General features: G+C 54.7%; 22 protein-coding genes. All 22 read left to right on the top strand.

Annotated elements, in window-relative coordinates:
- The first annotated feature begins 23 nt into the window (after positions 1 to 23).
- The 22 genes from AC50YL_RS00870 to nusA all read left to right on the top strand — a co-directional run bounded on the left by AC50YL_RS00870 (position 24) and on the right by nusA (position 22,940).
- On the top strand, positions 24 to 2,096 hold the full coding sequence (locus AC50YL_RS00870; RefSeq protein WP_494828559.1) for a chemotaxis protein CheW: 2,073 nt from the start codon (positions 24 to 26) through the stop codon (positions 2,094 to 2,096).
- 14 nt (positions 2,097 to 2,110) lie between these two features.
- A complete protein-coding gene (locus AC50YL_RS00865) occupies positions 2,111 to 2,572 on the top strand; it encodes a chemotaxis protein CheW (RefSeq protein ID WP_494828558.1) in 462 nt (153 codons plus the stop codon).
- Positions 2,573 to 2,575: 3 nt separating this feature from the next.
- Positions 2,576 to 3,193 (top strand): chemotaxis protein CheC, encoded by a 618-nt coding sequence (locus AC50YL_RS00860; protein WP_494828556.1) that lies wholly within the window; start codon positions 2,576 to 2,578, stop codon positions 3,191 to 3,193.
- On the top strand, positions 3,190 to 3,684 hold the full coding sequence (locus AC50YL_RS00855; RefSeq protein WP_494828554.1) for a chemotaxis protein CheD: 495 nt from the start codon (positions 3,190 to 3,192) through the stop codon (positions 3,682 to 3,684). Before AC50YL_RS00860 ends, AC50YL_RS00855 begins: the two co-directional genes overlap by 4 nt.
- Before the next feature lies 1 nt (position 3,685).
- On the top strand, positions 3,686 to 4,117 hold the full coding sequence (locus AC50YL_RS00850; RefSeq protein ID WP_494828552.1) for a hypothetical protein: 432 nt from the start codon (positions 3,686 to 3,688) through the stop codon (positions 4,115 to 4,117).
- A 4-nt stretch (positions 4,118 to 4,121) separates the two neighbouring features.
- Positions 4,122 to 4,907, top strand: coding sequence for a FliA/WhiG family RNA polymerase sigma factor (locus tag AC50YL_RS00845; RefSeq protein WP_494828550.1), 786 nt, complete (start codon positions 4,122 to 4,124; stop codon positions 4,905 to 4,907).
- Between the two features lie 20 nt (positions 4,908 to 4,927).
- Positions 4,928 to 6,334: a flagellar assembly protein A gene (locus AC50YL_RS00840; protein WP_494828548.1), complete on the top strand. Its 1,407-nt coding sequence runs from the start codon at positions 4,928 to 4,930 to the stop codon at positions 6,332 to 6,334.
- A 50-nt stretch (positions 6,335 to 6,384) separates the two neighbouring features.
- Positions 6,385 to 6,714, top strand: a complete 330-nt coding sequence (locus AC50YL_RS00835) for a hypothetical protein (RefSeq protein ID WP_494828546.1) — start codon at positions 6,385 to 6,387, stop codon at positions 6,712 to 6,714.
- Positions 6,715 to 6,745: 31 nt separating this feature from the next.
- Positions 6,746 to 7,336, top strand: a complete 591-nt coding sequence (locus AC50YL_RS00830; RefSeq protein WP_494828544.1) for a hypothetical protein — start codon at positions 6,746 to 6,748, stop codon at positions 7,334 to 7,336.
- Entirely contained in the window at positions 7,329 to 7,895 is a 567-nt protein-coding gene (locus tag AC50YL_RS00825; protein ID WP_494828543.1) for a hypothetical protein, read from the top strand. Before AC50YL_RS00830 ends, AC50YL_RS00825 begins: the two co-directional genes overlap by 8 nt.
- Before the next feature lie 196 nt (positions 7,896 to 8,091).
- Positions 8,092 to 8,790: a 30S ribosomal protein S2 gene (rpsB, locus tag AC50YL_RS00820; protein WP_494828541.1), complete on the top strand. Its 699-nt coding sequence runs from the start codon at positions 8,092 to 8,094 to the stop codon at positions 8,788 to 8,790.
- A 103-nt stretch (positions 8,791 to 8,893) separates the two neighbouring features.
- The gene (gene tsf / locus AC50YL_RS00815) at positions 8,894 to 9,544 is read left to right on the top strand and encodes a translation elongation factor Ts (RefSeq protein WP_494828539.1); all 651 of its coding nucleotides are present in this window, start codon (positions 8,894 to 8,896) and stop codon (positions 9,542 to 9,544) included.
- A gap of 127 nt (positions 9,545 to 9,671) precedes the next feature.
- Positions 9,672 to 10,403: a UMP kinase gene (gene pyrH, locus AC50YL_RS00810; RefSeq protein ID WP_161740290.1), complete on the top strand. Its 732-nt coding sequence runs from the start codon at positions 9,672 to 9,674 to the stop codon at positions 10,401 to 10,403.
- Positions 10,403 to 10,957, top strand: a complete 555-nt coding sequence (frr, locus tag AC50YL_RS00805) for a ribosome recycling factor (protein ID WP_494828537.1) — start codon at positions 10,403 to 10,405, stop codon at positions 10,955 to 10,957. Before pyrH ends, frr begins: the two co-directional genes overlap by 1 nt.
- A gap of 70 nt (positions 10,958 to 11,027) precedes the next feature.
- On the top strand, positions 11,028 to 11,792 hold the full coding sequence (gene uppS / locus AC50YL_RS00800) for an undecaprenyl pyrophosphate synthase (protein WP_494828536.1): 765 nt from the start codon (positions 11,028 to 11,030) through the stop codon (positions 11,790 to 11,792).
- 27 nt (positions 11,793 to 11,819) lie between these two features.
- Positions 11,820 to 12,614, top strand: coding sequence for a phosphatidate cytidylyltransferase (locus tag AC50YL_RS00795; protein WP_494828535.1), 795 nt, complete (start codon positions 11,820 to 11,822; stop codon positions 12,612 to 12,614).
- A gap of 23 nt (positions 12,615 to 12,637) precedes the next feature.
- The gene (locus AC50YL_RS00790) at positions 12,638 to 13,777 is read left to right on the top strand and encodes a 1-deoxy-D-xylulose-5-phosphate reductoisomerase (RefSeq protein WP_494828534.1); all 1,140 of its coding nucleotides are present in this window, start codon (positions 12,638 to 12,640) and stop codon (positions 13,775 to 13,777) included.
- 78 nt (positions 13,778 to 13,855) lie between these two features.
- Positions 13,856 to 15,133, top strand: coding sequence for an RIP metalloprotease RseP (gene rseP / locus AC50YL_RS00785; protein ID WP_494828532.1), 1,278 nt, complete (start codon positions 13,856 to 13,858; stop codon positions 15,131 to 15,133).
- Positions 15,134 to 15,139: 6 nt separating this feature from the next.
- Entirely contained in the window at positions 15,140 to 16,588 is a 1,449-nt protein-coding gene (gene proS / locus AC50YL_RS00780; protein WP_494828530.1) for a proline--tRNA ligase, read from the top strand.
- Positions 16,589 to 16,606: 18 nt separating this feature from the next.
- Positions 16,607 to 20,914 carry a PolC-type DNA polymerase III gene (locus AC50YL_RS00775; RefSeq protein WP_494828529.1) on the top strand — a complete coding sequence of 1,436 codons (4,308 nt, stop codon included), beginning with the start codon at positions 16,607 to 16,609 and terminating at the stop codon, positions 20,912 to 20,914.
- Positions 20,915 to 21,315: 401 nt separating this feature from the next.
- Complete coding sequence (rimP, locus tag AC50YL_RS00770) at positions 21,316 to 21,777, top strand: ribosome maturation factor RimP (RefSeq protein WP_494828527.1); 462 nt, start codon at positions 21,316 to 21,318, stop codon at positions 21,775 to 21,777.
- Between the two features lie 65 nt (positions 21,778 to 21,842).
- Complete coding sequence (gene nusA, locus AC50YL_RS00765; protein WP_161740272.1) at positions 21,843 to 22,940, top strand: transcription termination factor NusA; 1,098 nt, start codon at positions 21,843 to 21,845, stop codon at positions 22,938 to 22,940.
- Positions 22,941 to 22,951 lie beyond the last annotated feature (11 nt).

Below are 22,951 nucleotides of genomic sequence, written 5' to 3'. Positions count from 1 at the left end.
ACTCATACAGGAGGTGCATGGAAATGGATATGAACGCCTATCTATCGATGTTTATAGACGAATCAAACGATCACCTGCAGTCGCTGAACGAAAATTTGCTGAAGCTCGAAAGTGCGCCCGACGATATCAGCATCGTTCAAATCATTTTCCGTTCCGCGCACACGCTCAAAGGCATGTCGGCGACGATGGGGTTCGAAGACTTGGCTTCGCTGACGCATGAAATGGAAAACGTGCTGGATCTCGTGCGCAATCATAAACTCGGCATGGACAATTTTATTTTCGATACGTTGTTTAAAGGGTTGGACGCGTTGGAATCGATGGTGCAGGACATTACCGGCGGAGGAACGGGCAAAGCGGATGTGACCGCGATCGTAACCTCGCTGAAGGCCATCGTGAAAGGCGACTACAAGAAAGAAGCCGCCTCGGAATCTTCGGCTGCCGGGGCTGCCAGCCCGGAAGACGGCAACAAGCTGGATCAGTTCCAAAGCTCGATCCTGCTGCAGTCCATCGAGGCGGGCATGTCGGTCTTCCATATCGTGGTAACGGTCCGCGAAGACTGCGTGCTCAAAGCAGCCCGCGCTTACATGGTATTCGACTTCTTGGAGCGCAGCGGTGAAATCGTGAAGTCGTCTCCGAGCGCCCAGGACATCGAGCAAGAGAAATTCGACCGTTCCTTCACGGTCTACACGATCGCCAGCATCTCGGGCGACGAGCTGCGCAAAGGCATCGAATCGGTATCGGAGATCGAGAGCGCCGCTATTACGCAGCTGGACAAAGAATCGCTGCTTCAGCTCGGCGCGGCATCCGCGCTGGGGGCGCCGACGGCATCGGCCTCCATCGCGCAGGAAACGGTCGCGGCTGCCAAAGCTCAAACCGCAGCAGCGGCGGCGGCACCTCCCGCGGCACCTGCCGCAACGGCGGCGGCATCGTCTGCGGGAGGCAACGCGTCGCGCACGATCCGCGTCGATATCGAACGCCTGGATTCGCTGATGAACTTGTTCAGCGAGCTGTTGATCGACAGGGTGCGCTTGGAGCAGTTGGCGAGCGAGATTCGCCGCAACGACTTGACCGAAACCGTCGAGCATATGTCCCGCGTCAGCAGCGATCTGCAGAACATCGTGCTGAAGCTTCGGATGGTGCCGGTAGAATCCGTGTTCAACCGGTTTCCTCGGATGGTCCGCGATTTGGCCAAATCGCTCGACAAGAAGGTCGAGTTGGTCATAGCCGGCGCGGATACGGAGCTGGACCGGACGGTCATCGACGAGATCGGCGATCCCCTCGTCCATTTGCTTCGCAACTCGTTGGATCACGGGATCGAGTCGATCGCCGACCGCGTCGCCGCCGGCAAATCCGAGACGGGAACCGTGCATCTGCGCGCGTTCCACAGCGGCAACCACGTATTCATCGAAGTCGAGGAAGACGGGCGAGGCATTAATGCGGAGCGAGTCAAACAGACCGCGATCAAAAACGGCGTGCTCGATGCCGAATCAGCGAACCGATTGACAAACAACGAGATCAACATGCTGATCTTCGCCGCCGGCTTCAGCACCGCGGACAAGATCTCGGATATTTCCGGCCGCGGCGTAGGACTCGACGTCGTTCGCTCGAAGATCGAATCGCTCGGCGGTCACGTCAGCGTGGAATCCACGCCGGGCAAGGGCACGAAATTCTCCATTCAGCTTCCGCTTACGCTGTCGATTATTTCCGCGATGCTCGTGAAGCTGGGAGCCGAGAAGTACGCCATCCCGCTTTCGTCGATCGTCGAGACGGCTATCGTGCCTCGGGAGCAGATTCGCAAGATCCACGGCAACCGCATGATCGATTACCGCGGTTCCGTCATCCCGCTCATCTCGCTCGCCCAGGTGCTGGACTGCCGGTCGTTCCCTGAAGAAGACGAGCAGGAGACCGAGATCGTCGTGATCCGCAAAGGAAACAAGCTCGGCGCGGTGACGGTGGACGAATTCCTCGGCCAAAGCGAGATCGTCCTGAAGACGCTCGGCAAATATTTGACGAATATCGAAGCAATCTCCGGTGCAACGATTCTAGGCGACGGCCAAGTTGCGCTGATCGTGGATCCGAACGCGCTTATTAAATAAAGGAGGGATTACGTATGGGTGAGGAAATGAAAGTGATCGTGTTTGGATTGGCGAATGAGGAATACGGGATCGAAGTGGAAAAAGTGCGCACGATCGAGCGAATGATGCCGATTACGCGCGTGCCGAAAACGTTCGCCTTCGTCAAAGGCGTTATTAACCTGCGCGGCGTCGTCATTCCCGTCATCGATTTGCGTGGCCGATTCGGGCTGCCGGAATCCGAGGCGACCGAGAGCTCGCGGATCATCATCGTCGCGGTGAACGATTTGGAAGTCGGCTTTATCGTGGATTCCGCGAACGACGTCATCGATATCGATTCCGATACCATTGATACGCCTCCGGAAGTCGTCGGCGGCGTCAAAGCGAAATATTTGCGCGGCGTGGCCAAGGTCGGAGACAGCCGGCTCCTGATTATGCTCAACTTGTCCGAAGTGCTGAACAAGAGCGAAATCATCCAGCTTGAACAGCAAGAGGCATAAGGCGTGAATCCGTTGAACGAGTTGGCGGCATTCAAGCTTGATGTTCTGAAGGAAGTCGGCAATATCGGAGCGGGCAATGCCGCCACCGCGCTGTCCCGGCTGCTGGACAAGCCTGTCGATATGAACGTGCCGACCGTCAGTCTTATTCCGTTCGAGAAGGTCGCCGATAAGGTCGGCGGCTTCGAACAGGTCGTCATCGCCGTTTTCCTGCGCGTCGAAGGCGATGCGCCGGGCAATATGTTTTTCATCATCGACGAAGATTCGGCGAAGCGATTGCTGCGCAACTTGCTGTCCATGGATGTGCAGGATGAAGGATATTCCGAGATGGAATATTCGGCATTGGGAGAAATCGGAAATATTTTGGCGGGATCGTATTTATCGTCGTTGGCGGATTTTACGCATTTGTATTTATCGCCCACGGTGCCGGCGATTGCGGTGGACATGGCCGGGGCGATTCTGAGTTACGGCCTTGTGCATTACGGAGAGATGGGGGATTCCGCGTTGTTGATCGACACGACGTTCCTGGAAGGTCAGGAAGAGCTGGCAGGCCATTTCTTCCTTATTCCGGACCCGGAATCGTTCGATAAAATTTTCAGCGCTTTGGGAGTGCCTAACGAATGATCCAAGAGAATGTTGTGAAGGTGGGTATGGCGGACCTTAAGATTGCGGCAGGCGGAGCCATTCTGAAGACGACCGGACTCGGTTCCTGCGTCGGATTAACCTTGTTTGACGACAGCACCAAGGTAGCCGGAATGATACACGTGATGCTGCCGTCTTCCGAGATCGCCAGGGAAGCATCGATCAACATCGCTAAATACGCGGATACGTCCGTTCCCCATCTGATCGAATTGATGAGAACGGAAGGAGCCGAGCCTAGACGGTTCGTGGCGAAAATGGCCGGCGGCGCTCAAATGTTCGCTTTCAATACGAGCAGCGAAACCATGCGCATCGGTCCGCGAAACGTGGAAGCCTGCAAACTGATGCTCCAGCGGTTCAATATTCCGCTGCTGGCGGAAGATACGGGCTTGAATTACGGCCGGACGGTCGAGTTTAACAGCATGAACGGCATATTGACCATTCGCAGTGTTCAGCAAGGAGTAAAGGAGATTTAACATGATCGGTTCATGGCGCTGGAATGTATCGCTTGGAATAGGCGGAAGCTTGCTGACGTTGCTTTTCTCGCTCGGCAGCAATGGGTTGGCGATCACCAGCCTCCGGTGTTTATACGCATTTATCGCTTTTTTCGCAATGACGTTCCTTTTTCGGGCTTTGCTTGCCATGATCTTGAAGCCAAGCCCGTCGGCAGCCATGCACCAGACCGCGGCCGGCGAGGAGCAAACCGTTGGTCACGCAATCGATTACTCCACGCCCGAAGAAGGCGACGAACTGCATGAATTGCTTAAAAATCAAATGGACGGAAACGTAATGCTTGAGCCAGGCCAACAATCGACTTTTAAACCGCTGACGCCTCCCAAACTAGTATCTACGCAGAACAAAGAGCCTGAAGAATTGGCAAAAGCGATACGTCACCTAACAGGAGGGTGAGACGATGATTGAGCCGAAAGCGCCTCATTTGTCGAACATCGAGATTTGGCGGAAGTGGAAAGAAGACGGGGACATCGAAGCCAAGAAACGGCTGATCGAGTATTACTTGACTTTGGTCGATTACGTTAGCAACCGGATGGCCATCGGCTTGCCGAAAAACGTCTCCAAGGACGATTTGGCGAGCAACGGCGTCATGGGACTGATCGATGCCATCGAAAAATTCGATTACAGAAGAGGTCTTCAATTTGAAACGTATGCTTCCTGGCGTATCCGGGGCGCGATCATCGACGGCCTCCGCCAAGGGGATTGGGTGCCGCGCTCCGTTCGCGAGAAGGCGAAACGAATTGAAGAAGCTTATCAAATATTAGAACAGCAGTACATGCGTTCCGTCTCCGATTCCGAAATCAGCCGGCATCTGGACGTTACGGAAAAGGAATTCGGCGTCATGCTCCAGGAAATCGCCGTTACGACGGTATGCTCGCTGGAAGATCCGATACGCGATGAAGAATCGGAGACCAGACTGTCGCTCCTCGTGGACGAGAAGGCCAAAAATCCGGATTACAAAGTGCACGAGTTTTACTTGAAGGAGTCTCTCGTTCGCGGAATCGACCGTTTGACCGAGAAAGAACGAACCGTGATATCGCTCTTTTATTACGAGGAGCTTTCGCTCAGCGAAATTGCCGAAGTCATGTCGCTTTCGCCTTCTCGGATCTCGCAGCTTCATTCCAAGGCGATTTTGCGGCTCCGGGGTGCCCTGGAGAAGCAAAAGGATCAGTTGATGCAGCAGTAATGCAATAAGGGGGGGCGGATTTGACAACGAACGAACAGTTACAGCATTACCTTGTTGTCCAACAGTCACCGGACAAATTGACCGCATCCGTGCAATTCAACATCGCGGACGATAGTTTCTCCTGCACGCTCGCGCAGCTCGAGGAATTTTTGAGAAGCCACGGCGTGAAATACGGGCTGCAGCGGGAGATTTTAGAACAGATCGTCAAGCTTCCGAGCCGGTTTTTTCACGGTCAAACGGTCGTGGCGTTAGGCGAAGCGTCGGTTCAGGGAGAAGACGGCTTCATTCGTTTCGCGTATGACATGAACGAAGACGACTATCGGCCCGTCGAGCTCGAAGGCGGCAAAATCGATTTCAAAGAAGTGACGCAGCTCAAGAACGTGAAACGGGGTCAGCTTATCGCGGAGAAGGTCAAAGGAACCCCGGGCCAGGACGGCATGGCCGTAACGGGCGATCCCATCCCGTGCCGCAACGGGAAAGAAGCTTACTTCAAGCTGGGCAAGAACGTGGTGCTCAATCCCGAGCAAACCGCGATTTATGCCGCCATCGACGGATTGATCTCGATCACGGATAAGTCCAAGATCAACGTTTTCCCGGTCTATGAAGTAAACGGAGACGTCGATTACAAGACCGGGAATATCGATTTCGTCGGAACGGTCGTCATCCGGGGCAACGTTTTGACCGGGTTCAAGGTCAAAGCATCCGGCGATATCAGGGTCGTCGGCGGCGTAGAAGGCGCCATTCTGGAAACGGACGGCTCCGTTGAAATTTCCGGCGGCGTGCTCGGGAGCGGAAAAGGATACATAAAAGCAGGCAAAAACGTGAAATGTTCCTTTATCCAAGAAGGCAACGTATCGGCCGCGGAGGATGTCCTGGTTTCGCAAAGCATCATGCATTCTCAAGTGCGCGCGGGCCGGCATGTCGTATGTACCGGAGCGAAAGGGCTCGTAGTCGGGGGGAATATTCAGGCGGGCGACCGCGTGGTCGCGCGGGTAATCGGCAATTCGATGTCCACCGCGACCGCGATCGAAGTCGGCGTTCGTCCGGAGCTGCGAAGCGAATTAATGGAAAAGAGAGCGATGCTGAAGCAGTTGAACGACAATTTGGATAAGACGGAAAAGGCACTTGCGCTTCTGGATCAGCTTGCCGCAGCCGGGCAATTATCGAACGATAAGATGGCCATGCGCATCAAGCTGAGTTCGACGAAACGCGCTTCGCTAGAAGAGATTGCCGTGAACAAGGACCGGGTGCTCGAGATCGAGAAATCGTTGGAAGATACCGAAAGCGCCAAAGTCGATGCGGTCAATGTCATCTATGGCGGAACCAAGATTGTCATCGGGCGTTACACGCGCTTCATTAAAGACACGACGCAGCGCGTATCCTTCCATTATTCCGAAGGCGATATTATAATGGCTCCTTATTTGTAACTGGCGCAGTCAAGCGAGAGAACGATTTGTCGGAATGGGAGGGATCATGAATGCCGTACAGGCCGATTGATTTTCAAATTTCCGTGCCGCGCGCACCCGAAAACGCATCGCAGCAGAGCCAGCTGAACCATCGTCCGGCCATCGAACAATCGATGTTGGCACAGGACGCGGTCAAACGGGCCGAGCTGCAGCGCACTCGAAATGCGGCAGTCGAGCAAAGCGGCAATCCTGGCATAAACGCGAACCGCAATCGCGACTCCCGCTCGACGTCCAAACGAAAACGGCCAAGCGAGCGGGAGCAGGACGTTTCGGGCGAGCATGACGGTTCAAGTCAAACGCCGCATCCCTTCAAAGGCAAGCATATCGATTATTCGCTTTAAAGCACTTTAAACATAATTGCAGGTGAAGATAATGGAACCATGGCAAACCATCATGATTATCGGCGGCATCGCCGTCGTCTGTTCCGCCGTGCTTCCCCGCAGAGCGGCAGCCGCAAACGGAAAAGGCGGCGAAAACCAAACCGTCCGCAACATGGAAACCGCCTTGGAGCAATTCATGGAGAACATGGAGGCGGACAACCGGGAAATCGCCGGCTTGGTCAGCAAATCGAATCAAGACGCGCAAGCGCAGGCGGTCAAACGCGACGAACGGATCGAGCAACTCGAAAAGCGCTGCGCCGCTCTCGAGTTCGCGCTTGCCGAGCAAGCGAAACAAACCGCTTTAACGAGCGCTCTTCAGAAGCCCGTATTGATCGAAGAGGCAAAGCCCTCCGTTTCGAGACAGGATCATATGCTAATCGCCTTGCAGGAAGAAGAGTTGGCGGAACTCGACGAACCGGATTCATCTCCCCCGTCGATCCGCGCCCGTTATGCGGAATTGTTCGACATGCATCAAGCCGGCAAGTCAATTGATGCGATCGCGAAGAAGCTTGGCCGCAATAAAGGCGAAGTTCAGCTGATTCTCCAGTTATCCAAACAGGAGGAGGCGGCTCGTCATGAATAAAAGGATATTTCTTTTCGGTCTTGGCATCGGCATTATTTTGGGAGCCGGGTTGCTTCAATTAATGTTGATCGGCGAGAAACAGGCCGAAGCGCTGAATGACGGAAATCCGGTTGCGGGGACCTACACGCAAGCCGAACTCGACGAAGCCGTCTCCGATGAGCGCGGCCGGATCGAAGCCGAGCGGAACGCGAATCCGGCAACTGCGGTCAAGGCGGACAAGCCTGTGCAACAAGCCGATAAGCCGGCATCCGAGCCGGCAGGCAAGACGGACATCAAGCCCGATACGAGCGAAAAGGATCCGAACGTTTCGAAACCGTCCCGCGTCATCGTTCGCATACTGCCGAATGCCAGCGTAGCGGAGACGGCAGCGTTGCTTGCCGAACGCGGCGTCATCCCCGATACGAAGGCGTTTATAGACCTGATGCGTGCGAAGACAATACGTGCAGGCTATTTTGCTTTTCAAGGGAAGCTGACGCTGAAACAAGTGGGCGGCATCATCACGAGCCAGCCGCTGGATCCGGAAAAGGCCAAAAGCGAAATGGCCGCGAGCGCCGGGTAAACGGACAGCAAACGAGCTTTGAAAAGCCGTCAATGGCGGTTGCATGGCCGCATATAGTTGTGGTATAGTAATTGATGGTGTTAAAAACACACGCCGATTAATTTCGTCATTGGTGCTTCGACCCGGTCGGAGTGATGTCGAAAAATGAGATTGGCGGAGGCAAACACAAAACCATTTAACAGGAGGTGTTGAAGAGATGGCGGTTATTTCCATGAAGCAGCTTCTTGAAGCTGGGGTACACTTCGGTCACCAGACGCGTCGTTGGAACCCAAAGATGGATCGTTATATCTTCACAGAACGTAACGGGATTTACATTATCGATTTGCAGAAAACGGTTAAGAAAGTCGAAGAGGCTTACAACTTCGTTCGTTCGATCGGCGAAGAAGGCGGCACGATTCTCTTCGTAGGCACGAAAAAACAAGCGCAGGATTCGGTGAAAGAAGAAGCAGAACGTTGCGGCAACTTCTACATCAACCAACGTTGGCTCGGCGGTACGCTGACGAACTTCGCTACGATCCAAAAACGTATCGATCGCCTGAAAACAATTGATAAATGGGAAGAAGACGGTACGTTCAACGTGCTTCCTAAAAAAGAAGTCATCATTCTCCGCAAAGAGAGAGATCGACTTGAGAAATTCCTCGGCGGTATCAAAGGCATGAGATCCCTGCCAAGCGCGCTGTTCATCATTGACCCGCGCAAAGAGCGTATCGCGGTTGCGGAAGCTCGCAAACTTGGTATTCCAATCGTGGGTATCGTTGATACGAACTGCGATCCGGACGAGATCGACTACGTTATCCCTGGTAACGATGATGCAATCCGCGCAGTAAAATTGCTGACGGCGAAAATGGCCGACGCAATCGTTGAATCGCGTCAAGGCGAGCAAACAACTGCTTAATAAGCATTAACGAACGACTGGAAAGGGTGGTCAGAAGGTGTATAACCTCTCACCGCCCTTTTTTTAAAGTCTAACCTTATCTAATTTCAGGAGGTCACGAACGATGGCAGTTAGTGCAAGTGCAGTGAAAGAATTGCGTGAAAGAACAGGCGCAGGCATGCTGGATTGCAAAAAAGCGCTTGACGAAACGAACGGCGACATCGCGAAAGCGGTCGACGTGCTGCGCGAGAGAGGTCTTTCCGCGGCGGCGAACAAAGCGGGCCGCGTAGCTACGGAAGGCACGGTGGAGTCCTACATCCACGCTAACGGCCGTATCGGCGTATTGGTAGAAATCAACTGCGAGACGGACTTCGTCGGCAAAACCGATCAATTCCGTGAATTCGCGCGCGACATCGCGATGCAAATCGCTGCCGCAAACCCTAAATTCGTCAGCCGCGAAGAAGTGCCTAACGACGAGCTTGACAAAGAGCGCGAGATTTTGAGAGCGCAAGCGTTGAACGAAGGCAAGCCTGAAAAAATCGTCGATAAAATGGTTGAAGGCCGCATCAGCAAATATTACGAAGAATTCTGTTTGCTTGAGCAACCGTTCATTAAAGACCCGGATAAAACGGTTCACACGCTGCTGAAAGAAAAAATCAGCACGATCGGCGAGAACATCTCGATCCGTCGCTTCGTTCGTTACGAGCTTGGCGAAGGCCTTGAGAAAAAAGAAGACAACTTCGTCGCCGAAGTTATGTCCCAAGCAAAATTGTAATCCGAACGCACAGGCGGGGCGGGGCGTTCGCCCCGCCATTTTTTCTACCTATAGACGGTTATAGGGTAAGCAATATCTTTTAAAGTATGCGGCCTTTAAACAAGGTCCAAGATGGAGGTAAACCACGTTGCAAAGTCCCGTGTACAAACGTATAGTGCTGAAGGTGAGCGGGGAATCGCTCTCGGGTAACAATGGATATGGAATAGATTCCGCCGTTATTTCTTCGATCGCCGAGCAAGTCAAAGAAGTGGTGGAATTGAACGTCGAGGTGGCTATCGTCGTTGGCGGCGGTAACATCTGGCGCGGCATCGCCGGTTCGGCTAAAGGCATCGACCGCGCAACGGCCGATTACATGGGAATGCTTGCGACGGTCATGAACTCTTTGGCGCTGCAGGATGCCCTCGAGCAAATCGAAGTGCCGACACGCGTGCAAACTTCGATCGCGATGCAGCAAATCGCGGAACCTTATATTCGCCGCCGCGCGATTCGCCATTTGGAAAAAGGGCGCGTCGTTATTTTCGCCGCGGGTACGGGGAACCCATTCTTCTCTACGGATACTACTGCCGCTTTGCGCGCAGCTGAAATAGAAGCCGAAGTCATTTTGATGGCGAAAAACAAAGTGGATGGCGTATATTCCGCCGATCCGTTCAAAGACGCTACGGCGGAGAAGTTCGAAACGTTGACCTTCATGGAAGTGCTGAACCGCAACCTGGGCGTAATGGATTCCACCGCATCCTCGCTTTGCATGGACAATAACATTCCGCTGGTCGTATTCTCCATTACGGAATCAGGGAATATTAAGCGAGTCGTGCTCGGCGAGAAAATCGGAACAATCGTGATGAAAGGAAGTGCCACTTAATGCCACAATCCATTAAGAAAAACGCCGAAGAACGGATGGACAAAGCGATCGCGGCTCTGAAACGCGACTTGTCCACGCTTCGCGCGGGCCGCGCCACGCCGGCGCTGCTGGACCGGCTTCAAGTCGAATACTACGGGGCGATGACGCCCGTGAATCAACTGGCGAACATCAACACGCCGGATTCCCGCACGCTGTTGATTCAGCCTTGGGATAAATCTTCGTTGTCTGCCATCGAGAAAGCGATATTGAAATCCGATCTCGGCTTAACGCCTTCGAACGACGGCATCACGATCCGGATCGGCATTCCGATGCTGACGGAAGAGCGCCGTTCCGACCTCGTCAAAATGACGAAGAAGTTCGGCGAAGAAGCGAAGGTCGCGATTCGCAACATCCGCCGCGACGCTAACGACGATATCAAGAAGCTGGAGAAATCGGACCTATCCGAAGATGAATCCCGCCGCCATCAAGAAGACATTCAGAAGACGACGGATAAATTCGTCGCCGAAGTCGATAAAGTGCTTTCCGCCAAAGAGAAAGAAATCATGGAAGTTTAATAGTGCTCACCGGCCCCTCCGAATGGTGGGGTTTGTTGCATAAATCGACGCTAGCGGCGGGAGGACGAACATGTTACAGCGATTAAGAGCCTTGTTTGGCAAAGCGCCCGCGAAACCGTTGCTGTCGCTTGAACCTGATAACATTCCGCAGCATATCGCGATCATCATGGATGGCAACGGCAGATGGGCGAAGAGCCGAGGCTTGCCGCGCATGGCCGGTCACCATTCCGGGATGAAGGCGGTCAAGCGGATCACGATGGCTGCAGATCGGCTGGGTGTTAAATACTTAACGCTCTATGCGTTTTCGACGGAAAATTGGAAGCGGCCTAAAGCGGAAGTCGAGTTTTTGATGAAGCTGCCGCAAGAGTTCCTTACGATGGAAATCAAAGATTTGATGGAGAAGAACGTCCAAATTCGCATGATGGGGCACAAGGAGGAATTGCCCTCCCATACCTTGAAGGCGGTCGAAGACGCGGTCGTTCAAACCTCGGGCAATACTGGACTTGTTCTTACGTTTGCCTTGAATTACGGAAGCCGGAAAGAAATGATCGAAGCCGTGCGGAGCATCGGACAGGATGTCAAGGAAGGGAAGCTTATTCCCGAGGACATCGATATGTCCCATATGGAAAGCCGTTTGCTTTCGGCGGGGGTTCCCGATCCGGATCTGCTCATTCGCACGAGCGGAGAACTTCGTCTCAGCAATTTCATGCTCTGGCAGCTGGCCTACAGCGAGATGTGGTTTACGGACGTGTACTGGCCCGAATTTACGGATGAGCATTTCTATGAGGCGGTACGAGAGTACCAACGAAGGGCTCGCCGATATGGCGGATTGTAACGAGCTGAACTGGAGAGTGTCGTACGCGTGAAACAACGCATAATATCGGGCGTGATTGCTGGCGCTGCCTTTGTGGTTTTAACCGTGCTCGGCGGGTGGTTTTTCTTTGCGCTGCTGCTCTTCTTGACGGTCGTGGGGATGACGGAATTTATCCGAATGAACGGCGTGTCGATGAAGCATCCGTTTGCCTGGATCGGAATGGCGGGCGCGCTGCTGCTATTCTTGCCATGGCATGATTTGGGAATGCCTCAGCCGGCTGCATTACATATGATTTGGATTCTAATGTTTATCCTGCTTAGCGTTACGGTGCTGACGAAGAACGAAGTGACGATCGACGGGTCGGCGTTGATGCTGCTCGGCGCGCTCTACATCGGCTACGGGTTTCATGCGATGTACGAGATACGCGGCGGCGATACGCACGGTCTGATGACGACGATCATGGCGTTTTTCGCCATTTGGGCTTCGGATGCCGGTGCGTATTTTACGGGAAAAGCGATCGGGAAAAACAAACTCTGGCCGGCGATCAGTCCGAATAAAACGATCGAGGGCTCGCTTGGCGGCGTGGTTATCGCGCTGCTCATCGCGCTCGTGTTCGCGTTCATGTACCCGGATGTCATCGGCATCGGCCGTGCGGTCATGATCGGCCTCATCGCGGCCGTTGCTGGCCAGCTCGGGGATTTGATCCAGTCCGCTTACAAGCGGGTTCGCGGAATCAAAGATTCGGGTTCCCTCTTGCCCGGGCATGGCGGGGTATTGGACCGTTGCGACAGCTGGCTGATCGTATTCCCGCTTCTCATTATGACGAATTTACTGCCGCTGTAGAGCTTGGTTAGGGGGCATTCGAAGTGAAGAAAATTACGATTCTCGGCTCCACGGGCTCGATTGGGACGCAAACGCTGGATATTATCAGCCGCGATCCGGACCGCTACGCAGTCGAAGGGCTCGCGGCGGGGAACAACCTGAACCTGCTGATCGAGCAAGCCAAGCAGTTCAGACCCAAGACGGTATGTTTGTCGAATAAATCGCTGGCGGACGAAGCGATACCGCATCTGCCTGCCGGCACGAAAGCGGTATACGGCGATGAAGGGCTCGTCGAGATCGCGGCCGGAACGGAAGCGGATACCGTCGTGACGGCGATCGTAGGCAGCAGAGGCTTGCCTGCGACGCTGGCGGCCATCGATGCCGGCAAATCCATCGCGCTCGCCAATAAAGAGACGCTGGTGACGGCGGGGCATTTGGTCATGCGGCGGGCAGCCGAACGCGGCGTGTCGATTCTGCCGGTCGACAGCGAGCATTCCGCGATCTTCCAATGCTTGAACGGCGAACGCCGGGAAGCAATCAAACGCATAACGCTAACGGCTTCCGGCGGTTCGTTCCGCGACCGCACTCGAGAAGAGCTGCACGGCGTAACCGTTGCGCAAGCGCTCAATCACCCGAACTGGTCGATGGGGGCGAAAGTGACCATCGATTCCGCCACGATGGCGAATAAAGGTTTGGAAGTCATCGAAGCCCACTGGTTGTTCGGGTTGCCTTACGATCAAATTCATGTGCTGATCCATCCGGAGAGCATCATTCACTCTTACGTCGAATTCGTCGACCACAGCGTGATCGCGCAGCTCGGTCTGCCGGACATGCGCGTACCGATCCAATACGCCCTGACCTATCCGGAGCGCAGGGTGACGCCGACGGATTCGCTTGATTTCGCGAAGCTGTCCGCTTTGCATTTTCGTGAGATGGATTTTGACCGTTACCCTTGCTTGCGTTATGCATACGAGAGCGGGAGAACCGGGAAATCCGCGCCGACGGTATTCAATGCGGCAAATGAAACGGCGGTTGCCCGGTTCCTTAACGGCGAGATCGCGTTCCTTGATATCGAGTCCGTTATCGCATCCGTGTTGGATCGGCATGAAATCGTCGAAGTGCCCGATGTAGCGGCGATCGTCGACGTCGATGCTTGGGCCCGCCGAATGGCGGCAAGCGTCTGACCGACGGTTCTCTTGTATCGAACGGGAGAATAATGATAATCTAAGTACAGGCCGTTACGAACAGGAGGCTCGAGAGCGATGCATACGATTCAAGTCGTCTTTATGACGGTAATGGTCTTCTTCGTCATCGTGACCATACACGAATGGGGTCACTTTTACTTTGCGAAGCGTGCCGGGATTTTGGTTAGGGAGTTTGCGATCGGGTTTGGACCGAAGCTGTTTTCCATTAAACGCGGGGAGACCCGTTATACGCTGCGGCTCGTTCCGGCGGGCGGATTCGTCCGGATGGCCGGCGAGGATCCGGAACTGGTTGAAGTTCAGCCGGGCCAGACGGTTGCGGTCCGCGTGAAGGACGGCAAGGTCACCCGGATTTATTTGGATCGGCTCGACGATCGGAGTAACGTCGTGCGAGGCGAAGTCGAAACGATCGACATCGAGAATAAACTGAAGATCGCCTTGAACGCCGACGGCGTGATCGAAAAGTTCGATATTGTTCCGCAAGCGCTGATGATCGCGAAAGGAAGAGAGACGCAAATCGCGCCGCTTGACCGCCAGTTCGGCAGCAAAACCGTCGGGCAGCGGGCACTGGCCATCGTGGCTGGTCCCGTCATGAATTTCGTGCTTGCTTTCGTGCTGTTCTTCGCGTATTTCCAGATGTCGGGCGTACCGATGGAAAATCCGGACCGCTTGCTGATCGGCGACATCGTGGACGGGATGCCGGCTTCGAAGGCCGATATCAAAGTCGGCGATACGATCGATTCCGTGAACGGCGTCAAAATCGGCGGAGATTCCACGAAAATGATCGAATTGATCAGCAAATCGGTCAACGTGCCGCTGACGTTTACCGTCATCCGCGACGGAAAGACGATCACGTCCAAAATCACGCCGAAGCCCGATGACGCCGGCGTGGGCAAGCTCGGCATCTCCGCCGCCGTGCCGTCGCGCTCCGTCAAGTTTGGCGAAACGTTCAAATACGCGGGCCTGGCGATGAAGAACATGACGGTGACGATTTTCGAAGGCTTCAAAAATTTGATCATCGGCAACTTCAAGCTCGACGATCTCGGCGGTCCCGTAAGAACGGCTCAAGTGACGAGCCAAATCGCGGAACAAGGGTTCGTGCAGCTGACATCATGGGTTGCCATATTAAGTTTGTATTTGGGGATATTCAACTTGCTGCCGATCCCGGCGCTGGACGGAAGCCGGCTGCTCTTCCTTGGCCTGGAAGCGGTGCGCGGACGCCCGGTCGATCCGAATCGGGAAAGCATGGTGCATTTCGTCGGCTTCGCGATGCTCATGCTGCTGATGCTGGCCGTCACGTACAATGATATTTTGCGTTTGGTAAGAGGGGAGAACTAGTCGGTCATGTCGAAAGAAAAGCAATTCGTAACGGAAATAACGCCCCAAAGCGAAGATTTTTCCCGCTGGTATATCGATGTCATCAAGAAAGCGGAACTGATGGATTATTCGCCGGTCCGCGGCTGCATCGTGTTTCGCCCCGAAGGGTTTGAGATTTGGGAGCATATGCGCGACGAACTCGATCGCCGGTTCAAGGAAACGGGACACCGCAACGCATACTTCCCGATGTTTATTCCGGAGAGCTTTTTCCTGAAGGAAAAAGAGCATGTCGAAGGCTTCAATCCGGAGCTGCCATGGGTGACGGAGGCGGGAGGCGAGAAGCTCGAAGAGCGGCTTGCCATCCGTCCGACCTCGGAGACGATCATCGGCCATATGTATTCGAAATGGATCCAATCCTATCGCGATCTGCCGGTTTTGATCAACCAGTGGGCGAACGTCGTCCGTTGGGAGAAACGCACGCTGCCTTTCCTGCGCACGACGGAATTTCTGTGGCAGGAAGGGCATACGGCGCATGAATTGGAATCGGAGGCGCGCGAAGAAACGAGCCGGATGCTCGATATTTACCGCGACTTCTGCGAGAATTACCTCGCCATTCCGGTCATCATGGGACAGAAGACGCCTTCCGAGCGGTTTGCGGGCGCCGTGGACACGTACTCCATCGAAGCGATGATGAAGGACGGCCGTGCCGTTCAGGCGGGAACCTCTCATTATCTCGGTACGAAGTTCGCGGTTGCGTTCGATATCAAATATTTGGACCGGGAGAACACGCAGCAGTTCGTACATACCACGTCATGGGGCGTATCGACGCGGCTGATGGGCGCGATGATCATGGTGCACGGCGACGATCGCGGCTTGGTACTTCCGCCGAAGGTGGCTCCTACGCAAGTCGTCATGATTCCGATCGGTCCGCCGAAGACGCGCGAACAAGTAGTCGGCCGCGTGGACGAGCTTTATGCGGAGCTCAAGAAAGCCGGCATTCGCGTAAAGGTCGACGACCGCACGGATATGAGTCCGGGCTGGAAGTTCAACGAGTACGAGATGCGCGGCGTGCCGGTACGGCTTGAGCTTGGACCGCGCGACATGGAGAATGGACAAGTCGTTCTCGTATCGCGTATTTCCGGCGAGAAACGCATCGTGCAGCAGAGCGTGCTTCAGGATGAGATCGAACGCATGCTGGCCGACATTCAGGCCGATATGTTCGAGCGCGCGAAGCAATTCAGGGCGGAACACTCGTATTCGGTCGAAACGCTGGACGAAATGAAAGCTTTGCTCGAAGAGAAGCGCGGTTTCGCGCTCGCGGGCTGGTGCGGTTCGGAAGCTTGCGAGCGTCAGGTGAAGGAAGAAACGGGCGCTACGAGCCGTAACATTCCTTTCGAACCGGCCGAACACAAGACGACCTGCTTGGTATGCGGCGAGAAGGCGGAGCATTCCGTCGTATTTGCTCGGGCGTATTGATTTTTGGGGGAGGGCGACATGAACCAAACCGGGGAAAAGCGGCAGCGGTTCGAGCTTCTGATGAAGCAAGCGGAGCTGCCGCAGCAATTGAAGGATGAACATTTTGGCGACGGATATATAGACAAAGTGATCGTAAGCCGGAGTAACCGGGAATGGACGTTTTGCATCAGCAAAGCGTCCTTGGTTCCTTTACCGGCTTTTGGTGTTTTTTGCAGGGCGATTCAAGGGAAATTCGCGCATATCGCAAAAATATCGTTTCAATTTCAGTACGGCGAAGACGTTCCGCGAGAAGACCTGGTCGCCGAATATTGGCCGGCTTGCGTCGAATGGCTGAAGCACAGCAATGCGTCCGTTAACGGTTGGATCAGCAAAGCGAAGCTGGAAACGGACGGGGAGCTCATCACGCTCCATATGATGGACGAGATGGGCCTCGAGATGGCCAAGAAGAAACGGATCGACGAGCTGGCGGTCGGTTTTTTCAAAGACCAGTTCGCGGTCGCATGCCGCGTCAAGCTGAAGGTCGCGGAATCGAAGCAGGAAATGTACGAGGAATTTGCGCAGAAGCTCGAACAGGAAGAACGCGACGTCATACAACAAATGATGACCAGCACCTTGTCGGAAGCGCCGCCGGCAGAAGAAGGCGATGTCCGCCTCGTCGTCGGTTACGACATCCGCGAGGAAGCCGTGCCGATCATGAACGTCGTGGAAGAAGAGAAGAAGATTACCGTCCAAGGCGCGGTCTTCGGACTCGACGAGAAGGAGCTGCGCAACGGCAGCACGCTCTTCACGTTCAACGTCACCGATTTCACCGATTCCATCGCCATGAAAATGTTCGCGAAGACGAAGGACGACGTTAAAGTCCTCAAGCAGCTGGCGAACGGCAAATGGGTCAAGGCGCGCGGCCGCGTGGAATACGACCGGTTCATGATGGAGCCGGAGCTTGTCATGATGCCTTCGGACCTTCATGAAGTGGTGGCGCCGAAGGAACAGAAAGATGAGGCGGAAGAAAAACGCGTCGAGTTTCATTTGCACACGACGATGAGTACGATGGATGCGGTCACGTCGGTCGACGCGTACATTAAACAAGCCGCCAAATGGGGGCACAAGGCGATCGCGATTACGGACCACGGGAATGTGCAGTGTTATCCCGAGGCGGCGAAGGCCGCGAAGAAGAACGGTATTCAAGTCCTGTACGGCTTGGAAGCGAATGTCGTGAACGATGCCGTGCCGATGGTGTTGAATTCCCGGGAAGAGCCGATGGCGGCGGCCGTATACGTCGTTTTCGATATCGAGACGACCGGGTTGTCGGTCGTGAACAATAAGATCATCGAGCTTGCAGGCGTCAAGATGCAGGAAGGGAAAGAGATCGGCCGTTTCTCGACTTTTATTAATCCGCACGAGAATATCCCGTACAACATCCAGCAGCTGACGAACATCACGAACGAGATGGTCGCCGATGCGCCGGAGCTGGAGCCGAAGATGCACGAGTTCGTCCAATTTATCGGCGACGCGGTGCTCGTGGCGCATAACGCGCGGTTCGATATGGGCTTTATCCAGGCCGCCTGCAAACGCTACGGCATGCCTGAGGTCAAGAACCCCGTGCTTGATACGCTGGAGCTGGCGCGTTTTCTGCATCCGACGATGAAGAACCACCGGCTGGGCACATTGGCCGATAAATTCAAAATCAGCCTCGAGAACGCCCATCGCGCCATCGACGACTCTCTCGCCCTTGGCGGCGTGCTGTTCGCGCTGATCGGCGACGCGGCTGGCCGGAACATTACCGGCTTGCATATGCTGAACGATTACGTAGGGCTCGATTTATCCAACATGCGGCCGTTCCATTGCTGCATTTACGCGTTGAATGCGGTCGGCAAGAAGAACTTATTCAAATTGATATCCTTATCCCATACGCAATACTTCAAACGCGTCGCGACCATTCCGAAGAGCAAGCTGACCGAGCTTCGCGAAGGGTTATTGATTATTTCGGGCTGCGAGAAAGGCGAATTCTTCGAAGCGGTCCTGAACAAATCGATGGAAGAAGCCGAGGAAACCGCCCGTTACTACGACGTGCTCGAAATCCAGCCGGTCACATTCTACATGCATCTCGTCGAGAAAGGCTTCGTCGCCAGCCGGGCCGAGATCGAACAGGCGCTGCGCCGCGTCTGCGAGATCGGCGATAAGCTGGGTAAGCCGGTTATCGCGACCGGCAACGTTCATTACTTGGTCCAGCGCGACAAAATGTTTCGGGACATTACGATTCACGGCATCACGGGCTTCAGCCCGCTGAAGGATATCACGAAGCCGGACGCGCATTTCCGAACGACCAAAGAGATGCTGGCCGAGTTCGCCTTCCTTGGCGAAGCGCGCGCTTACGAGGTCGTCGTGAAGAACACGAACGAGCTGACCGACCGGTTCGAGCCGTTTGATCTATTTCCATCGAAGCTGTTCGTTCCGATCATGGATGGCGCCGACGAGGAGATGCGCAATACCTGCTACGAAACGGCAAAACGTCTTTACGGGGAACCGATTCCGGAGGTCGTCGTGCAGCGCTTGGAGAAAGAGCTCGTACCGATTACCAAAGCAGGCTTCTCGGCGAACTATCTGATCTCGGAGCGTCTTGTCAAAAAATCCAACGAGGATGGCTACCTCGTCGGTTCGCGGGGGTCGGTCGGGTCTTCCGTAGTCGCGACTTTCCTCGGCATATCCGAGGTTAACCCGCTTCCCGCGCATTACACCTGCTTGAACGAGGCTTGCAAATACAGCGAATGGTTCCTCGACGGCAGCTATCCGAGCGGTTTCGATCTGCCGGACAAGATTTGCCCGGATTGCGGGAAACCGCTGAAGGGAGAAGGACAGGACATTCCGTTCGAGACGTTCCTGGGCTTCAAAGGGGATAAAGTTCCCGATATCGACTTGAACTTTTCCGGCGAATATCAGGCGACGGCGCATAACTTCACGAAAATCATGTTCGGCGAAAAAGCGGTGTACCGCGCAGGGACGATCGGTACGGTCGCGGAGAAGACCGCTTACGGATTCGCCAAGAAATACGAGGAAGACAAAGGCAAGAAATGGCGCGGCGCCGAACTGTCGCGGCTGGCCGGCGGCTGTACAGGCGTCAAGCGAAGCACGGGCCAGCATCCCGGCGGCATCGTCGTCGTTCCCGATTATATCGACGTGGAAGACGTCACGCCCGTGCAGTACCCCGCGGACGACCAGAATGCCGAATGGCAGACGACGCATTTCGATTATCACGCATTCGAAGAAAACCTGCTCAAGCTCGATATTCTCGGGCACGACGATCCGACCATGATGCGGATGCTGCAGGACTTGACCAGCGTCGATCCGACGACGATTCCGATGAACGATCCGAAGGTCATGAGCATGTTCAGCTCGACCGATGCCTTGGGCATTTCGCCGGAGAAGATTCGCTCCTCGGTAGCGACGTACGGCGTTCCGGAGATGGGAACGAAATTCGTGCGCCAGATGCTGGAAGAGACGAAGCCGTCGACGTTCGCGGATTTGCTTCAAATCTCGGGCTTGTCCCACGGAACGGGCGTTTGGCTCGGCAATGCGCAGGAATTGATCAAGAATCGGACCTGCACGATCAAGACGGTTATCGGCTGCCGTGACGATATCATGCTGTTTCTTATTTATAAAGCCGGCATGGATGCGGGACTCGCGTTTAAGATCACGGAAAGCGTCCGTAAGGGACGCGGCTTGACTCCAGAATGGATCGACGAGATGAAGCGATGCAAAGTGCCGCAATGGTACATCGATTCCTGCCTCAAGATCGAATACATGTTCCCGAAGGCCCATGCCGCGGCTTACGTTATTTCCGCGGTGCGGACGGCATTTTTCAAGCTGTATTATCCCATCCATTATTACGCGACGTATTTCTCCATCCGGGCCGAGGATTTCGACCTCGAGCTGCTGTGCCAAGGTTATGATGCGATATTGAAGAAGTTGATCGAAATCGAGCAAAAAGGCTTCAGCGCCACGCCGAAAGAAAAGAACAGCGTCTCGCTGCTCGAAATGTCGCTCGAGATGACCGCCCGCGGCTTCTCGTTCAAGCCGGTCGATCTGTATCGTTCCGAAGCGACGCGCTTTATCGTCGACGGCACTTCATTGATCCCGCCGTTCGGCGCAATCAGCGGAATCGGCGAAAACGCGGCCCGCAACATTGCAGCCGCGCGCGATTTCGGGGAATTCCTGTCCATCGAAGACTTCCAGCAGAAGTCGAAGGCGACGAAGACGATCGTCGAAGTGCTGACAGGCATGGGCTGCTTCCGCGGACTGCCGGAGTCGAATCAGCTGTCGTTGTTTTAGGATCGAGGATGGGTTTGGATTTTTGCGGACGGAACAGATATTCAAGCTCGCCTAAGAGTGCGCTAGTCTATGGATTCGGTTCGCCTCATGCGAACAAGCTTCGCGGGAGCGACAATTCTTTTTGCTGTTCACGGATACCCGCCCGGAGCGACCGCCCGCCACGAGCGCACATTCCGGCGCCCCTTATTGTCACCACTACATGGTTATGATATAATCTTTCTGGTAATGCTGATGATACGACTTTTTCGCAGAAGAGTGGGGAAACCCACTCTTTACGTTTTGTCTGCACCTTTTTACGCTTACGAATGGCAAGAAGCTATACTTCAAGATTGCTTTTCAGCTGAAAATTTACTGACAGCGCGACTATGAGACGACCGGCTGCAGTGGGAGGTACATCGTTTTTGAGCACACCTAAAATCAAAACCGCCGTCGAGGAAATGGTCAAACCGTTTCTCGACGAAAATGGATTTGAACTCGTGGACGTAGAGTATGTCAAAGAAGGAAGCAACTTTTTTCTTCGGGTCTATGTCGACAAAGAAGGCAATATCGATATCGACGAATGCGGACGGATCAGCGAGTATTTGAGCGAGAAGCTCGACGAGAACGATCCGATTACCGATGCTTACTTCCTGGAAGTATCTTCGCCCGGCGCGGAGCGTCCGCTGAAGAAGCCCGAGGATGTCGCCAAAGCCGTGGGCAAGCATGTATTCGTGACCACTTATGAGCCGATCGGCGGCTTGAAAGAATTCGAGGGCGCGCTGCTCTCCTTCGACGGCGAAGAAGCGGTCGTCGAAATCGGCAAAAAGAAGCATGCGATTCCGTATGCGAAAGTAGCAAGCGCCCGTTTGGCCATTGTCTTCTAAAGGGTTGGAAGAGTTGGCTTTATTATAACGTTAGGGAACCAGTCGAAAGGGGGAACTCATTTCCAATGAGCATGGAATTTATCGAAGCATTGACGGAAATCGAAAGAGAGAAAGGGATCAGCAAAGATATTTTGCTGGAAGCGATCGAGGCGGCCCTGATTTCTAGTTACAAACGCAATTTTAACACCGCCCAGAACGTACGGGTGGACATCAACCGGTTTACGGGCGTCATCAAAGTGTATGCGCGCAAAACCGTCGTCGAAGACGTTCTGGACCCGCGCCTTGAAATTTCGGTGGAAGCTTCCCGCGAAATCAATCCGCATTATACGCTCGACGACGTCGCGGAGATCGAAGTGACGCCCCGCGACTTTGGCCGGATCGCGGCGCAAACGGCGAAACAGGTCGTGACGCAGCGCATTCGCGAAGCGGAGCGCGGCTTGATTTACAATGCCTTCATTGACAAGGAAGAAGATATCGTGAACGGCATCGTGCAGCGCCAGGACGTGCGCAATCTGTTTATCGATCTTGGCAAAGTGGAAGCGGTCCTGCCGCTGACGGAGCTGATGCCAACGGATAAATTCAAGCACGGCGACCGGGTCAAGTCCTTCATCACCAAAGTCGAGAACACGACGAAGGGGCCGCAAATCTTCTTGTCCCGTACGCATCCCGGCCTGCTTAAACGCTTATTCGAGCTGGAAGTGCCGGAGATTTACGACGGGGTGGTCGAGATTCGGTCGGTTGCGCGCGAAGCGGGCTTCCGTTCCAAAATCGCCGTGCATTCGCGCAATGCGGAAGTCGATCCGGTCGGATCCTGCGTAGGCCAGAAGGGCATGCGCGTCCAGACGATCGTAACGGAGTTGAAAGGCGAGAAGATCGATATCGTGCGCTGGTCCGAAAGCGTGGAGGAATACGTGGCGAACGCGCTCAGTCCTTCCAAGGTCATCGAGGTCATCGTGTACGAGCAGGAGAAGATGGCGCGCGTGATCGTGCCGGATTACCAGCTCTCGCTGGCGATCGGAATCAAGGGGCAGAACGCGCGGCTGGCGGCGAAGCTGACCGGCTGGAAAATCGATATCAAGAGCGAAACGCAGGCGGAGCAGGAGTTCGGCCGTCCGAAATCGCCCATGAGCACCATGCATCAGGATTCCGTCTCCATCGACTAAGAGCAAACGGG

It is taken from the genome of Paenibacillus sp. J22P277 (assembly GCF_059383675.1).
The sequence above is the reverse complement of the archived record's forward strand: the minus strand, read 5'-3'. Positions and strand labels throughout refer to the sequence as shown.

Bases quoted from the DNA above. Each gene is read 5' to 3' on its own strand.
- AC50YL_RS00870 (WP_494828559.1), top strand. From the start codon at position 24: ATGGATATGAACGCCTATCTATCGATGTTTATAGACGAATCAAACGAT.
- AC50YL_RS00865 (WP_494828558.1), top strand. From the start codon at position 2,111: ATGGGTGAGGAAATGAAAGTGATCGTGTTTGGATTGGCGAATGAGGAA.
- AC50YL_RS00855 (WP_494828554.1), top strand. From the start codon at position 3,190: ATGATCCAAGAGAATGTTGTGAAGGTGGGTATGGCGGACCTTAAGATT.
- AC50YL_RS00850 (WP_494828552.1), top strand. From the start codon at position 3,686: ATGATCGGTTCATGGCGCTGGAATGTATCGCTTGGAATAGGCGGAAGC.
- AC50YL_RS00845 (WP_494828550.1), top strand. From the start codon at position 4,122: ATGATTGAGCCGAAAGCGCCTCATTTGTCGAACATCGAGATTTGGCGG.
- AC50YL_RS00835 (WP_494828546.1), top strand. From the start codon at position 6,385: ATGCCGTACAGGCCGATTGATTTTCAAATTTCCGTGCCGCGCGCACCC.
- AC50YL_RS00830 (WP_494828544.1), top strand. From the start codon at position 6,746: ATGGAACCATGGCAAACCATCATGATTATCGGCGGCATCGCCGTCGTC.
- AC50YL_RS00825 (WP_494828543.1), top strand. From the start codon at position 7,329: ATGAATAAAAGGATATTTCTTTTCGGTCTTGGCATCGGCATTATTTTG.
- rpsB (WP_494828541.1), top strand. From the start codon at position 8,092: ATGGCGGTTATTTCCATGAAGCAGCTTCTTGAAGCTGGGGTACACTTC.
- tsf (WP_494828539.1), top strand. From the start codon at position 8,894: ATGGCAGTTAGTGCAAGTGCAGTGAAAGAATTGCGTGAAAGAACAGGC.
- frr (WP_494828537.1), top strand. From the start codon at position 10,403: ATGCCACAATCCATTAAGAAAAACGCCGAAGAACGGATGGACAAAGCG.
- uppS (WP_494828536.1), top strand. From the start codon at position 11,028: ATGTTACAGCGATTAAGAGCCTTGTTTGGCAAAGCGCCCGCGAAACCG.
- rseP (WP_494828532.1), top strand. From the start codon at position 13,856: ATGCATACGATTCAAGTCGTCTTTATGACGGTAATGGTCTTCTTCGTC.
- proS (WP_494828530.1), top strand. From the start codon at position 15,140: ATGTCGAAAGAAAAGCAATTCGTAACGGAAATAACGCCCCAAAGCGAA.
- AC50YL_RS00775 (WP_494828529.1), top strand. From the start codon at position 16,607: ATGAACCAAACCGGGGAAAAGCGGCAGCGGTTCGAGCTTCTGATGAAG.
- nusA (WP_161740272.1), top strand. From the start codon at position 21,843: ATGAGCATGGAATTTATCGAAGCATTGACGGAAATCGAAAGAGAGAAA.